The 15,830-nt window shown below is 41.5% G+C and carries 12 protein-coding genes; 5 read left to right on the forward strand and 7 right to left on the reverse strand.

All coding sequences use genetic code 11. From position 1 onward, the window contains the following. Nucleotides 1-326 precede the first annotated feature (326 nt). A complete protein-coding gene (locus DCO44_RS13920; RefSeq protein WP_116762900.1) occupies nt 327-2,258 on the reverse strand; it encodes an ATP-binding cassette domain-containing protein in 1,932 nt (643 codons plus the stop codon). A 184-nt stretch (nt 2,259-2,442) separates the two neighbouring features. Between DCO44_RS13920 and DCO44_RS13925 the strand changes: the two genes are divergently transcribed. The 4 genes from DCO44_RS13925 (at nt 2,443) to erpA (ending at nt 6,339) form a co-directional block, all read left to right on the forward strand. After that, complete coding sequence (locus DCO44_RS13925) at nt 2,443-3,450, forward strand: putative solute-binding protein (RefSeq protein WP_116762902.1); 1,008 nt, start codon at nt 2,443-2,445, stop codon at nt 3,448-3,450. Nucleotides 3,451-3,668: 218 nt separating this feature from the next. Beyond that, complete coding sequence (locus DCO44_RS13930) at nt 3,669-4,679, forward strand: putative solute-binding protein (RefSeq protein ID WP_116762904.1); 1,011 nt, start codon at nt 3,669-3,671, stop codon at nt 4,677-4,679. Nucleotides 4,680-4,869: 190 nt separating this feature from the next. Beyond that, nucleotides 4,870-5,877, forward strand: a complete 1,008-nt coding sequence (locus DCO44_RS13935) for a putative solute-binding protein (RefSeq protein WP_116762970.1) — start codon at nt 4,870-4,872, stop codon at nt 5,875-5,877. Nucleotides 5,878-6,003: 126 nt separating this feature from the next. Next, nucleotides 6,004-6,339, forward strand: coding sequence for an iron-sulfur cluster insertion protein ErpA (gene erpA / locus DCO44_RS13940; RefSeq protein WP_116762906.1), 336 nt, complete (start codon nt 6,004-6,006; stop codon nt 6,337-6,339). Between the two features lie 62 nt (nt 6,340-6,401). On the opposite strand, the gene DCO44_RS13945 is transcribed toward erpA, so the two are convergent. Then, nucleotides 6,402-7,532 (reverse strand): anhydro-N-acetylmuramic acid kinase, encoded by a 1,131-nt coding sequence (locus DCO44_RS13945; RefSeq protein WP_116762908.1) that lies wholly within the window; start codon nt 7,530-7,532, stop codon nt 6,402-6,404. A gap of 63 nt (nt 7,533-7,595) precedes the next feature. Here DCO44_RS13945 and tyrS point away from each other — a divergent pair, with 63 nt between their 5' ends. Then, entirely contained in the window at nt 7,596-8,828 is a 1,233-nt protein-coding gene (gene tyrS, locus DCO44_RS13950; RefSeq protein ID WP_116762910.1) for a tyrosine--tRNA ligase, read from the forward strand. An 80-nt stretch (nt 8,829-8,908) separates the two neighbouring features. On the opposite strand, the gene DCO44_RS13955 is transcribed toward tyrS, so the two are convergent. From DCO44_RS13955 to dnaA, 5 genes are all read right to left on the reverse strand, one after another. Beyond that, nucleotides 8,909-9,262: a hypothetical protein gene (locus DCO44_RS13955; RefSeq protein ID WP_116762912.1), complete on the reverse strand. Its 354-nt coding sequence runs from the start codon at nt 9,260-9,262 to the stop codon at nt 8,909-8,911. A 122-nt stretch (nt 9,263-9,384) separates the two neighbouring features. Then, the gene (gene gyrB / locus DCO44_RS13960) at nt 9,385-11,853 is read right to left on the reverse strand and encodes a DNA topoisomerase (ATP-hydrolyzing) subunit B (RefSeq protein ID WP_116762914.1); all 2,469 of its coding nucleotides are present in this window, start codon (nt 11,851-11,853) and stop codon (nt 9,385-9,387) included. A gap of 43 nt (nt 11,854-11,896) precedes the next feature. Then, nucleotides 11,897-12,979 carry a DNA replication/repair protein RecF gene (gene recF / locus DCO44_RS13965; protein ID WP_116762916.1) on the reverse strand — a complete coding sequence of 361 codons (1,083 nt, stop codon included), beginning with the start codon at nt 12,977-12,979 and terminating at the stop codon, nt 11,897-11,899. A gap of 14 nt (nt 12,980-12,993) precedes the next feature. Further along, nucleotides 12,994-14,142, reverse strand: a complete 1,149-nt coding sequence (gene dnaN / locus DCO44_RS13970; protein WP_116762919.1) for a DNA polymerase III subunit beta — start codon at nt 14,140-14,142, stop codon at nt 12,994-12,996. Nucleotides 14,143-14,252: 110 nt separating this feature from the next. Continuing rightward, the gene (gene dnaA / locus DCO44_RS13975; RefSeq protein ID WP_116762921.1) at nt 14,253-15,626 is read right to left on the reverse strand and encodes a chromosomal replication initiator protein DnaA; all 1,374 of its coding nucleotides are present in this window, start codon (nt 15,624-15,626) and stop codon (nt 14,253-14,255) included. Nucleotides 15,627-15,830 lie beyond the last annotated feature (204 nt).

A 15,830-nucleotide genomic window follows, 5' to 3' on the forward strand; every position in this document is an offset into this window, starting at 1 on the left:
AAACTCATTCAAGACTTTCAGATTCTACCCCTTGGGCTAAATCCTTGTTTCTCAACAAGTTTTAATCAACATCACCGCCGATGGATGTGCATTCTACAGCATTTCACATCCCTTGCAATACCCTTTTTAAATTATTTTGCACGTGTGTTGGTTTTTTCAACAAAACAATGCAAAAAACTAGTTTTTCATTCATTTTTTAATCATTTTCAAACGTAAATCGCATATTTATTTTCATTTAATGTGTTTTTTGCTTTTGCTGTTAGTACTTATATATAGAAAAAGCACAACATTAACGTTGTGCTTTTTCTATTTTGTCATTTAAAAAATTAAAATGCGCTTTCCAATGCTTCTAATTCCATCATCAAAGTCAGCATCTCTTCTTCAATTTGCTCTAATTTTGCTTTTAACTGATTTTGTTCATCCATCAATTTCAGCAAATCGTCCTTTCGGTTTGCTTCATATAGCGTAGGATCACCCAATAAAACTTCAATTTCCGCTAAGCGCGGCTGAACTTTGGCAATCTGAACTTCATTTTTTTCAATATTTTTACGAATTGGACGACTGAGTTCACGTTGACGAGCTGCTTCTTTACGTTGAGCTTCTTTGTCCAGTTTAGAAATAGTGGGTTTCACTTCAACTTGGGATTGAACTGGAGCAGACGGTTGTTGGCCATTCTTCATCATGTCGATACGTGCTTGACGTAACCATTCTGCATAAGCCGTCAAGTCACCATCAAATTCACGACTTTGACCTGCGTGAACCAAGATCAACTCATCACAAACGGAAGCAATGAGTTGGCGTTCATGCGAAACCAGAACCACCGCACCTTCAAAGTCTTGTAATGCCATTGTTAGTGCATGGCGCATATCTAAGTCTAAATGGTTGGTGGGTTCGTCTAGAATTAATACGTTTGGACGTTGCCATACAATGAGTGCTAAAGCCAAACGCGCCCGTTCACCGCCAGAGAAACTTTCACTTGGCGTATCCATACGTTCGCCACTAAAACCAAAGCTGCCTAAGAAAGAACGTAAACTGGCTTCACTAATTTTTTTGTCGGCAATACGCGCCAATTGCAACATTGGGCTGGCGTTACCATCCAAAGCATCCATTTGATGCTGAGCAAAATAACCAATATTCAGCAGTTCAGAATCTTTACGCGTTCCTTGTAATAGTTTTAGATCGCCAACCAGTGATTTAATCAAGGTTGATTTACCTGCGCCATTCATTCCCAATAAACCAATTCGACTGGTCGGGGTAATTTGCAAATTCACATTGGTCACAATCAGTTTTTCACCGTAACCAATATCGGCAGTTTCAAGTTCCAGTAAAGGTGAACTCATTTTACTTGGTTCACGGAAACTAAAGGTAAACGGCGTATCGACATGCGCAGCAGAAAGTTCCTGCATACGTTCCAATTGTTTAATTCGACTTTGCGCTTGTTTGGCTTTGGTGGCTTGCGCTTTAAAGCGGTCGATATATTTTTGCAAATGTGCACGTGTTTCTAATTGCTTTTCGTAGGCTTGTTGTTGTTGTGCCAAACGCTCACTACGAGTACGTTCGAAGGTCGAGTAGTTACCGGTATATAAAATCAGTTCTTGATTTTCGATATGTAAAATATGGTCGGTAATCGCATCCAAGAAATCACGGTCATGCGAAATGAGAACCAAAGTTCCTTCGTAGGCTTTCAACCAATCTTCTAACCAAAGAATAGCATCTAAGTCTAAATGATTGGTCGGTTCATCCAGTAATAGTAAATCTGAACGACTCATGAGGGTACGCGCAAGGTTCAGACGCATGCGCCAACCGCCCGAGAAACTTGAAACATCGAGTTGTGATTGATGTTCAAAGAAACCTAAACCAGCCATGAGTTGTGATGCTTTAGCCGCGGCTGAATAACCATGAATTTCATCAAAGCGACCATATAAATGAGCAAGTTCATCATCACTTAAGTTTTCAGGATGGTCGAGTTTGTTCTGAATTTCCCAATATTCTTCGTCGCCTGATAAAACAAAATCAATTGCTTTCATGTCTAAAGCTTTGATTTCTTGTGCCATATGGGCAACGGTCCACACCGCAGGACGGGTTAAAGATCCCCCATCGGACTCCATCCCCCCCAAGAGCGCAGAAAATAAGGTTGATTTACCAGCGCCATTTACGCCAGTTAAACCAATTTTCCAACCTGGATGTAATTGCATCGAGGCTTTTTGGAAGAGTACGCGTCCACCACGACGAATCGAAAGTTGGTCTAATTGGATCATCACAAACACTGGCAGATAAAAAGTTAGCGCTATTCTAAAGGAAGTCGCTTAGAAAAGAAAAAATACCAACCGCATATACACTAAAATGTTATCGGTCGGAAATAGAGTAAAAACTCTATTTTATTCAAAAAAAACATGGTTATATAAATTTGTTCCTGAAAAATCAAAAAAATGAGGTGAAATAATGAGAAAAGCCTTTTTTGTCTTGTCTACAGCAACACTATTCAATTTGTCCAATTTAGCGCATGCAAATATTAATGTTTGCGTTTTCGATTTGCTTGGCAAATCTGGAGACTCTTATAAGTTTCTTGAAGAATGGGCATTGGTCAGTAAAAACTGGGGCGCCAATATAGACCTAACGGCTTACAAAGATGAAGCCAAATTAGACCAAGACTTCAAAGCTGGAAAATGTGACGGTTTTTATATGACCTCCATGCGTGCCCGTAATTATAATAAATTTGCGGGTTCAATTGATGCCTTGGGTGGAGTACCCAATAACGCGATTGCGCAGAAAGCCATTATTTATGTTTTAGACAAACGAAATCAGAAACGCCTCATCACCAAATCAGGTAAAGAGACCTATGAAGTTGCAGGGATTGGTCAGATTGGCCCAGCCTACTTATTTGTAAGGGATAAATCAGTCAATACCATTGAAAAACTCAACGGTAAAAAAATTGCAGTGATGGAGTTTGATCAGGCACAAAAAATTATGGTGAAACGCATTAATGCTGTTCCTGTCATGTCTGAAATTTCCAATTTTGTGAAAAAATTTAATCAGAATGAAGTCGATGTCGTGCCCGCGCCTGCTTATGCCTTTAAACCCCTTGAGATTTATAAAGGTTTGGGCAATAACGGCGCAATGATCAATTTTCCGGTATTAAATGTCACGGCAGACCTGATTATTCGACCAGAACAATTTCCAGAGGGTTTTGCTGCCCAATCTCGGCAATGGTTTGTCCGCCAACTACCTAGAAATTTTGCTATGGTGCAGCGTGTAGAAACCACTATTCCGAGCAAATATCGTATGCAACTGAACAAAGATGACAAAGAAAAATATCAAAAATTGTTGCGTGATGCGCGGATGGATTTGACCCAACAAGGCATCTATGACCCCACCATGATGACTGTACTGAAAAAAGCCAGATGTACCGTTGAGCGCACCAATTTTGAATGCTCACTAGGCGGGGAATAATTTAATCATGATTTTTTTAAGCCCAAAATCCTTTTAATTCACTGATTTTAATTAAAACACAGCTTTGGATTGGACAATTTGACAGCAATTTTGCAGCGCGTGTCATTTTTTTATTTAAAAATGGAGTAAATACTCTATTTATAAATACAAAACTTGCTTAATATTGTTTGCGTGTAAGGACACTTAAAACAATAACCAATCTGAAAAGGATGAACACAATGAAAAAAGTCATGTTCGGTTTAGCTGCTTTGACTGCTGTGGGTCTTTCTACGACTGCGCAAGCCGCCAAAGTAGATATCTGTGTATTTGATTTGCTGGGTAAGTCAGGCGAATCTTATCGAATGGCGCAAGAATGGGCACTAGCAGCAAAAAGCTGGGGTGCAGAAGTCAACCTGATTCCACGACAAGATGAAGCCGTCGCGGACAACGATTTTAAAGCAGGTAAATGTGACGGCGTTTTTATGACCGCAATGCGCGCACGTCAATACAATAAATTTGCAGGTTCAATTGATGCCTTAGGTGGCGTACCCAGCAACGCCATTGCGCAAAAAGCCATTAGCTTTGCCCTAGACCAACGTAATGCCAGCAAAATGGTGACCACGTTGAGTGGCAAAAAATATGAAGTGGCTGGTATTGCACCCCTTGGCTCTGCTTTTATATTCGTCCGTGATAAAAACATCAATTCCATAGAAAAAGCGGCTGGGAAAAAATTCGCAGTCTTGGGCTATGACCAAGCACAAAAAATTATGGTGCAACGTGTTGGTGCTCAAGCGGTCATTTCGGATGTTTCAAATTTCGTAGCTAAATTTAATAATGGTCAAGTGGACATGGTGGGTGCCCCTGCCTATGCATACAAACCTCTCGAAATTTATAAGGGTTTAGGCAATAACGGCGCAATGTTTAACTTTCCTGTTCTACAAGTGACTGCCGACTTTGTGATTCGCCCTGAGCAATTCCCTGCTGGTTTTGGACAAAAATCTCGTGACTGGTTTGTCAAGAATTTACCAAAAAGCTTCTCGATGATTAATCGCCTTGAAGCGGGTATTCCTGCCAAATACCGCATGAATTTAAGTGCTGAAGATAAAATTAAATATCAAAAAATGCTACGTGATGGTCGTATCGATCTCACCAAACAAGGTATTTATGATACAGGCATGATGAGTGTCTTGAAAAAGGCACGTTGCTCTGTCGATAAAGCCAATTTTGAGTGTTCAATGGCAGGTGAATAAACCATAAATCAATAACTAAGGCCTAGATTATTCTAGGCTTTTTTATTTAAGTTTTGCTCTAAAGTGCCAATGTTCAAGGATAAAAACACGCTAATCTTGAACATAGATAAACGCTTTGCTTTAGCACTTAAAACGATGAAAAACATCATCCCAACAATACAAAAAGAATGGAATAAGGAAAATTCACATGATGAAACGATCATCAATACAACTTTTAATCGGACTCGGGCTATGCGCTGCAACCAGTCTTGTACAAGCTAAACAAGTGGTTTGCGTATTTGACTTGGTCGGTAAAAGTGGCGATGTTTACGCCCTAATGAAAGACTATCAATTGGCTGCCAAAAACTGGGGCGCAGATATTGAATTGCGAGTTGCTCAAAATGAAGCGGTCATTGCCGAAGATTTTAAGGCCGGGAAATGCGATGGCATTAGTGTGACTGGCATGCGAGGGCGTCAATTTAATGATTTTACTGGCTCACTCGATGCCATTGGGGCCATTCCCAACCTAAAATTAGCAGTTAAAGTCATGCAAGGTTTAGCCAATCCTACATTTAGCAAATATATGGTGAAAGGCAAATATGAAGTTGCAGGCGTCATTCCAGTGGGTGATGCCTATCTGTTGGTCAATGATCGTCGCATCAATACTGTCGCCAAAGCGGCAGGCAAAAAGATTGCCGTGCTGGATTATGATCAAGCGCAAAAAATCATGGTGCAACAAGTCGGTGCCCAAGCCGTCAGTTCTGATGTCACCAATTTTGGCAGTAAATTTAATAATGGTCAGGTCGATATTATTGGTGCCCCTGCAGCGGCCTTTAAACCACTTGAATTACACAAAGGTTTAGGCAGCAAGGGCGCAATTGTGAATTATCCCATCTTACAAGTCACAGGCAATATTATTATCCGCCCTGACCGTTTCCCCAAAGGCTATGGGCAGCAATCACGTGAATGGGTCAAATCACAACTTCCACGTGCTTTTGGCATTTTAGGTAAAATGAAAGCCGATATTCCAAGCAAATACTGGATGGACGTCCCTGCTCCCGATAAACCAGGCTATCAAAAAATGATGCGTGACGCGCGAATTAATTTGACTCAGCAAGGGGTATATGACAAACGCATGATGAAACTGCTGTGGCAGTTCCGCTGTAAAGAAGATGCCAAAAATTTTGAATGTGGTCTACAAGATGAAAACTACAAATAATCTTGATAAAATTACTCTGATTTAACTTTTAATCTTCGAATATTGACCATATATTGAGTATGCTATACTAGAGATATGGTCTTTTTCATTTTTAAAAGACCCATGAACCGAACAGAGGAATCTATCATGACTGCTCCAACGCTTGTGTTGACCGACAATGCTGCAAATAAAGTACGCCAATTGCGCGATAGTGAAGGCAACCAAGATTTAATGTTACGTGTCTATGTAACAGGCGGGGGCTGTTCTGGCTTTTCTTATGGCTTTAACTTTGCCGATAATATGAATGAAGATGATGCCGAATTCATCAATGGCGATGTGAAAATGCTGGTCGACTCTCTTAGCTATCAATATTTAATCGGTTCTGTGGTTGATTATATTGAAGGTCTTGAAGGTTCACGCTTTATTGTACAAAATCCCAATGCAACCACCACTTGTGGCTGTGGATCATCTTTCTCCATTTAAGTTGATCACAGACGTAAAAAACCTCCAATTCAGGAGGTTTTTTATTGATGTCTTCTCGACGTTTAAACTGCAGTTATGCTGCCTAAAATACGATAACCCTTAGCTCCAGTCACCGTAGGTAAATTACCGCTTAAATGCTCAACAAAACGCTTCGCTAACCACGCAAAAGCTGTGGCTTCAACCCAAGTCGGACTTAAACCTAAATCTGCGGTACTTTGTACCGTCCATTGGTGCTTGCGTAAACGCCAGCGTAATTGTTCCAAAAGTTGTGAATTATACGCACCACCACCACAGACATAGACCTCGCCCGTGTCCATACCTGAACGATAGATCGCTTTCTTAATAGCACGTGTAGTCAGTTTTAATAAGGTGGCTTGGATATTTTCAGGGTTATCTTCCAATTCATCATACGCCAGCTCATCATTGCGCCAGTCCATGATTTGGTCATCCAACCAATCCAAATTAAAATCTTCACGTCCCGTACTTTTAGGCGGCTCTTTGGCAAAAAAGTCATGTGCCTGTAAACGCTCTAACAAACTGCGAATTGGCTGACCATAGGCAGCCCAATTACCATTTTCATCATACGGTTGTCCGGTATAACGATGGCACCATGCATCCATCAGAATATTGGCTGGTCCAGTATCAAAACCCGAAACCAGCTCTGGTGCACCCGCAGGTAAAAGACTGACATTGGCAATGCCACCTAAATTCAGAATCACACGGTGAATGCTTTCATGCTGAAATAAAGCTTGATGAAAAGCAGGGACCAAAGGTGCACCCTGCCCACCCGCAGCCATGTCACGACGGCGGAAATCAGAGACCACAGGAATTTGAGTGATTTCAGTAATAATGTTGGGGTCGCCAATCTGTAAGGTAAAGCCATGCTCTGGGCGATGTCGAATGGTCTGCCCATGCGAACCAATGGCTTTTATTTGGCTACGGTCGAGTTGATGCTGTTCAATCAGTGTATTGATGCCTTCACCAATCATTTTTGCCAAAGCCACATCAGCCTTACCCATACGATCTATTTCGTTATCATCAGGCAACGTGAGTGCCATCAGTTCATTTCGTAAATCAGGGTCAAACGCTAAGGTGAGCGTGGCATGCAACTGCAATGGGTCGAATGAAGCGGCCACAATATCTACCCCATCCATGCTGGTGCCGGTCATTACCCCAATATAGATTGCTGTCATGATTATTCTAAAGCCTGCAATGTGCTGAAAAAGTGTTAGTATATCGCACAAATTGAATAACTGATGTGTTTGGGTTTTGTGATGTCAAATTTCCTGCCGGCTGAAGAACAACTTGCCCTCATTCAACGAGGCACTCATGAAATTATCTCTGAAGAGGATCTATTAAAGAAACTCAAAGAGAATCGTCCTCTAAAAATTAAAGCGGGCTTCGACCCGACTGCACCTGACTTACACTTAGGTCATACTGTGCTGATCAACAAATTAAAAACGTTCCAAGACCTCGGTCATGAAGTGTTTTTCTTGATTGGTGACTATACGGCAATGATCGGTGATCCAACAGGTAAAAGTGCCACACGCCCACCGTTGTCACGCGAACAAGTCTTAGAAAATGCCAAGACTTATCAAGAACAAGTGTTTAAAATTCTTGATCCGAACAAAACCAAAGTGGTGTTTAACTCGGAATGGTTTGCGACTAAAACTGCGGCTGATTTAATTCAGTTGGCATCACAGCAAACTGTGGCGCGTATGTTAGAACGTGATGACTTCACTAAGCGTTATAATAATCAACAACCGATTGCCATTCACGAATTCTTGTATCCACTGGTACAAGGCTATGACTCTGTTGCCTTACATGCCGATGTCGAACTTGGTGGGACAGATCAAACCTTTAACTTGCTGATGGGTCGTACCTTACAAGGTCGTTATGATCAAGAAGCACAAGTGTGTATTACCGTGCCGATCCTTGAAGGTTTAGATGGCGTCAACAAAATGTCTAAATCTTTAGGCAACTACATTGGGGTATTTGATACGCCTGGAGCAATGTACCAAAAAGTACTTTCCATGCCCGATGCTTTGATTGAACGTTATTTTGATCTTCTGAGTTTTAAATCAATTGAAGAAATCAAAGTCCTGCTCAAAGAAGTTGAAGATGGTCGTAATCCACAAGAAGTGAAGAAAATTCTGGCACTTGAATTGGTTGAGCGTTTCCACGGTGCGGAAGCTGCTGCCAATGCGCATAAAGGTGCAGGTAACATCATTACTGAAGGTGAATTACCGGAAGGAACACCAGAAATCACGATTTCACGCGCCGAATTTGGTGGTGAAATGTTTATTGCTTCGATTGTACGCGCTGCGGGTTTAACCAAAAATGCGGCTGCAGCCAAAGATGCTGTTTCACGTGGAGCCGTTAAAGTCGACTGGAATGTGGTGGATGCCAGCTTCTCTGTGAAAGAAAATATCACGGTGATTGTTCAAGCGGGTAAAAAAGCCATCGCGAAAGTGACTTTTACTGACTAAGACCAATCCCTAATCAATTAAAAGCAGGTCACTGGACCTGCTTTTTTTATGCTGAAAATTAAATTGCTTCAGCAACTCGATCATTTTGTTTTTACAAAGCGAAGCTCTGTGATTTGCCATGCATCAGACCGGTAGTGCCATGTTTCTTGAATCATTTGTTCGGGCTGCGCTAGATGGAGCAAGATTCGGCATTCAGTTTGTGTCGGATTAAACTCAAATATTTCGGTTTGAATTTCTAAATGCTGAGGTTTCCACACCCCATTTTGTACCGCATGCTGAATACTAGCATAACGACTTAAATTGCTTTCAACCTTCCTTTGAGCTTCATACACCACTTTAAACTCAGGATGCTCATATACCATCAGTTCCTGTACTTGTCCCGTATAAAAAGCATTCAGCCAATGATCTCGACACTGTTCCAAACTTAAATCCATATGCTTTCCGCTCAGTTATTTTTATTCAGCATGCCACAGCAATACGACAGTTTAATAACCATCAACAAAATAATCCCCAATAAAAAAGCAGCCCTTAGGCTGCTTTAGAACATCACAAACAGTTATGCATCAATATCTGCATTTAAGGCATTCTCTTCAATGAAGGCACGACGTGGTTCGACATCATCCCCCATTAAGCAAGAGAACATGCGGTCTGCTTCAATCGCATCATCAATGGTGACTTGCAACATATGACGGTTTTCAGGGTCCATCGTGGTTTCCCACAACTGCTCCGCATTCATCTCGCCCAAACCTTTATAGCGTTGGATCATCATGCCGCGGCGCGAGTCTTGTAAAATATGCTGCCACACTTGGTGGAAATTGTTGACCGCAATTTTACGCTCGCCTTTTTCTAAATATGCACCCTCTTCAAGCAGGCTAAACCAGCTCTTGGAATTTTTCAGCAAACGCACATACTCGCCCGAAGACAATAAACCCGCATCGAGTAAATAGCTGTGTGGGAGATTATGCACATAAATTGTGATGCGCGGGAAATACACTACCACTTTTTGACCATCTGCCAACTCTTTATCAAACGCTTCGAGCATCAACTCTGGGCGTAAGCTTGGCTGCGTTTTTTCCACAGCGGCACGCAATTGCTCACCCCACTGTTGTACATAAGCCAAATCTTGTGAATGATCAAACTTATAAGCATCCATCGAGATCAAACCATCCAACAAGCTTGCAGGATAACGCTGGGTTAAACGCTGTAAACTTTTCTGTGAGGTTTGATAATCAGCAATTACCTTGGCTAAAGCTTCACCACGAATCGCTGGAGCTTCAGCACTGATATGCAAAGCCAGATCATCAATTGCATTCGAGATCAGGAAGGTTTCGAGCGCTTCATTATCTTTCATGTATTGTTCATGCTTACCCTTTTTCAATTTATAAAGTGGTGGTTGCGCAATATAAATATGTCCACGTTCCACCAATTCTGGCATTTGACGGAAGAAAAAGGTTAATAATAAGGTACGAATATGCGAACCATCGACGTCGGCATCGGTCATGATAATGATTTTGTGATAACGCAACTTATCAGGATTGTATTCTTCACGACCAATACCGCAGCCCAAAGCCGTGATCAGCGTGCCGACTTCCTGAGAAGAAATCATCTTGTCAAAGCGCGCACGTTCCACATTTAGGATTTTACCTTTCAGCGGTAAAATCGCCTGCATTTTACGGTTACGACCTTGTTTCGCTGAACCACCCGCAGAATCACCCTCGACCAGATACAGTTCAGACAAAGCTGGATCTTTTTCCTGACAGTCTGCCAATTTACCTGGCAAACCCGCAATATCTAATGCACTTTTACGACGAGTCATTTCACGGGCTTTACGCGCAGCATCACGTGCACGTGCCGCATCAATAATTTTGCCTGCAATTGATTTTGCCGCAGCAGGGTTCTCAAGCAAGTATTCAGAGAATGCCTTGTTCATGGCTTGCTCTACCGCAGATTTCACTTCACTCGATACCAATTTTTCTTTGGTTTGTGAAGAAAACTTCGGATCTGGCACTTTAACCGAAATAATGGCGGTTAAACCTTCACGAGCATCATCCCCCGTGACTGCCACTTTTTCTTTTTTCAACAAACTCTCATTTTCCATATAGCTGTTTAAGCCACGGGTCAACGCTGCACGGAAGCCTGCTAAATGTGTACCACCATCTTTTTGCGGAATATTGTTGGTAAAGCAACGGACATTTTCTTGATAAGTGTCATTCCATTGCAACGCCACTTCCACCCCAATGCCATTTTCAGCTTGGGTCGTAAAGTGGAAAATGTCATTCAGATGGTTTTTGCCCTGATTAATATATTTAACAAACTCAGACAAACCACCTTCATAGTCATATACATGTTCTAAATTAATCCGCTCATCACGCAGAACAATACGTACACCTGCATTCAGGAAAGACAATTCACGTAAACGACGTGCCAAAATATCGACACTAAAAATCGTTTGGCTAAAGGTGTCCGAACTTGGCCAAAAACGTACAATCGTGCCTGTGGTTTCCGTATTACCAATCACTTTGAGTGGATACTGCGGATCACCATGACGATATTCTTGTTGATGAATATGCCCCGCACGATGAATGATTAATTCGAGTTTGCTCGACAAGGCATTTACAACGGAAACACCTACCCCGTGCAAACCGCCTGAGACTTTATAACTATTATCATCAAATTTACCGCCTGCATGCAGAATAGTTAGAATAACTTCTGCGGCAGAAACCCCTTCTTCAGGGTGAATATCGGTTGGAATACCACGACCGTTATCAGAAACACTGACTGACTCATCTTCATGAATCGTCACCAAGATTTCATCACAATGACCTGCTAAAGCTTCATCAATGGCGTTATCCACCACTTCGAATACCATGTGATGCAAACCTGAACCATCATCAGTATCACCAATATACATACCTGGGCGCTTACGAACGGCATCCAAACCACGCAACACTTTGATGCTAGAGGAATCATAAGCCTTTTCGTTGCTTTGTTCTGTTTGAGTGACAGTTTGGTCTTCTGAACTCATGGTTACTCCCTAGTGAAAAATCGGTCTATCCAAAGATGGGAAATCATTGCACAACACATACTACTCGACCATTTTCCACGTGGAACAATTGGTGGGAAATAGACAAGTCATGTAAATGTTTTTGCACAGATTCATGCTCTAAAGTGGTAATAAAAACTTGACTACCAAGTTGGCTTAATCGCTCAATTAAACGTTGTTGTGCGGCTAAATCTAATTCTGCTGTCAGATCATCTAATAATACCACAGTTTCCTTATTACAGGCATGTAGCATTGCAATCTGTGAGAGTTTTAGCGCAATAATCAACAGCTTTTTCTGTCCACGTGACAGTACAATATCCGCCTCCCCCATTGGGGTTTTCAGACGTAAATCGGCACGATGTGGACCATATTCAGTATATCTTCGATCCACATCTTTTTGGTGCTGACTGCACAGGTCATGCAGCAATCCCTGTTCGGTATGAAAGCCAGCGAGATATTCTAGTTCAACACTTAAATTGGGCAGCAGATGCTGCAAATCTTGCTGAAAAAATACATTCCACTGTTCCACAATCGCAACCCGCTGTGAATGTAAAATTTCACCATATTCACCCAACATTTTATTCCACGGTTCTAAGCTTTCTAGACTTAAATGACGCCGCGATTTTAATAGGCTATTGCGTTGTTTTAAGGCACGTGAATAAAACTGCCAAGCATGATAGAACTCAGGTTCCACGTGAAACATCAACCAATCGAGCAACTGTCGTCTTGGTTTAGCACCATGATCAATAATATCGGTACTTTGCGGATCAATATGCTGTAAAGGTAATAGTTTTGCTAACTGCCCTTGCGTGGCAATATGATCACCATTCACTTTCATGACTTGCTCACCGCTAACATGTTTTTGCATCCCAATTTTTTCACTGCAAGATTGGGCAAAAACGACAGCATTCTGAGCATCATGCAGAATATAGTGTTTAGGAATATGGGTACGAAAGGAACGACCTGTCGCCAGTAAATGAATCGCCTCCAAAATAGAGGTTTTCCCTGAACCATTCGCACCATAAAAGACGTTAAACGGCTGCAACTCTGAGAGTGCAACCGTTTTTAAATTACGAACACGTTCGATGTTTAAACGCGTAATCTGCATAATAAATCTAGCGATTACACACGCATTGGCATGACAACATAGGTCTGATCGGCATGTGCAGGATCATGCACCAACACCGATTGATTGGCTTCACTCATGGTCATCGAAACATCATCGCCATCCAAAACACCAAGCACATCAAGTAAATACTGCGCATTAAATGACATTTCTAATGGTGCATCATTGTACTGGATTGCCAAATCTTCAATCGCTTCATCTTGTTCAGGGTTATTGGCACGCAATTGCAAAGTATCTGCACTGAAATTCAAGAATACGCCACGCAGTTTTTCATTACTTAAAATAGAAACGCGCTGTAAAGACTGCTTAAACACATCATGTGCAATCAACACTTTTTTATCACCACCACGTGGAATCACACGGCGATAATCAGGGAATTTTCCATCAATCAGTTTCGTGGTAAAACGCACTTTAATGGTTCCCTGCTCTTTATCACGACTTGGCGTATTGATGGTCACATTCAGCAATTCACGACCAATCAATAACGACAATTGCTCATCTTCAATACTCAGCAAGCGCTGTAATTCACCGACAGCTTTACGCGGTACAATCGCTTGAATCAATTGTTGCGTATTTGAAGATGCCAATGTTTCACATAATGCCAAACGGTGACCATCTGTAGTTACTGCACGTAATTGATTTTCATCAATTTCTAACAAGGTGCCGGTTAAATAAAAACGCACATCCTGAACTGCCATAGCAAAGGCCGTTTTTTCAAATAAACGCTTCAATTCACGCTGCGTCACCGCAATCTGTGTACCTTGTGTATTTTCCGTATTTAATAAGGGGTAATCTTCGGCAGGCAAAGTACCCAATACAAATCGACTGTTGCCCGATTTAAGGATACAGCGCTGATCTTCGGTAATTTGAATATCAATTAATGCCGAACTAGGTAAAGATTTACAGATATCCATCAGTTTACGTGCAGGAACTGTAGTTTCACCTGCTTGTAAACAAGCACCTTCCATTAAATTGGTACTTGCAACCAATTCAACTTCTAAATCTGAACCTGTAATCGCCAAAGCATTTTGACTCACTTGTACTTTAACATTCGATAAAATGTTTAAGGTGTGGCGACGCTCCACGGCTCCTACCACATGTGAAAGAACATTAAGTAAACTTTCTTTGGCGATTTTTAAACGCACGATGCATTCCTCGAAAAAACTGAAGATGAAAAATAAATTAATTAATTTTTAGCAGTGTACTATGCGGCAGAATATACCGCATTGCAAGAATAGAATTTGACCAAGATCGATTAACTTTGCAGCAGGCGTTGCAAGTTTTTGTAATCCTCATTAAAGATAGGATCATCCTCTCTTAAGCTTTGCACTTTTTCACACGCATGCATGACCGTACTATGGTCACGACCACCAAACGCCATCCCAATTTCAGGAAAACTATCGCCTGTCAGTTCACGTGCCAAACCCATCGCCAATTGACGCGGACGTGCATAAATACGCGTTCGTTTAGGACCGATTAATTCTTTCAGTGGAATGCGGAAATATTCACTCACCACCCGTTGAATATTTTCCGTACTGATGGTTCGAGCACGAATTGCCAAAACATCTTTAAGCGATTCTCGAACCACATCAAGGTCAATCGAGGTCCCTTTAAAACGTGAAATAGCCACCACTTTATTCAGTGCACCTTCTAACTCACGGACATTCGCAACCACTTGTTGTGCAATAAATAATGCACAGTTGCGCGGCAAGTCTACACCACTACTTTGAGCTTTCTTTAATAAAATCTCAATTCGCGTTTCAATATCTGGTGGTTCGACCCCAACTGACAAGCCCCAAGAAAAACGTGACACTAAACGGGCATCTAATTCTGTCAATTCTTTAGGATAACGGTCCGAAGTTAAGATAATTTGCTTCGATTCATCCAATAAAGCGTTAAACGTATAAAAAAACTCAACCAAGCTCGCTTCTTTACCCGCCAATAAATGAATATCGTCCACCAGAAGTAAGTCTAGAGAGCGACAGTTTTTCTTAAATTCTTCCACCTTGCCTTGTTGTAAGGAGCTGACAAAATCCTGAACAAAGCTTTCAGCAGTCATATACATCACACGTGCATTAGGTTTGGCTTGTAATAAAGCATTTCCTACCGCTTGCATTAAGTGAGTTTTACCTAAACCTGTCGGACCATATAAAAACAAAGGGTTATGCTGAGAAGCTCCCAATTGAGTCAACACTTTACGGCAAGTTTCAGCAGCCATTTGGTTGGAACGGCCTTCAACAAATAGCGAAAAAGTAAATAAGGGATTTAGCAATCGCTTTTTATTTTTTAACGGCGAATCCTCTTTCTCTTTTTTTACCTTTACAACAGGTGCAGCAGTTTCTAATGCCGCAGTTGTAGTCGCAGGTTGTTCACTTGGAGATAAAATCGCACCTGGACGCGAATCCACCATAATTTCCACACGGCGTACCCGTCCTTCAGACAATTGCTCCGCCAAAATGGTAATCAGTTCTAAATGATGTTCCTGAATATAGCGCGTCCAATATGGATTAGGCGCATATAGTCGCAAGGTGTCTTCTAACTCTTCAGCAACTAAAGGGCGAATCCACATTGTAAAAACATTTCCAGATAGCTCTTGTCGCAAGCGAGTTAAGCAGTCTGTCCAAAGCATGTGAAACCCCTATTCATCCATTTTTAAATTTAAAAACACCATTGTCCGCCAAAGCGGGTCGCCATTCTAACCAAGTTATCCACATCTGTCATGAAGAATTCTGCAAAAGTTGCTCAAAAAAGAAATAAACAATCTAAATTTAAATTCAAAGCCGCATGTGGATAAAAACACCCACAGGCTGTGGATAAAAAAACACGCCAAGTT

The sequence above is a fragment of the Acinetobacter sp. AM genome, assembly GCF_003105055.1.
Lineage (GTDB): Bacteria > Pseudomonadota > Gammaproteobacteria > Pseudomonadales > Moraxellaceae > Acinetobacter > Acinetobacter tibetensis.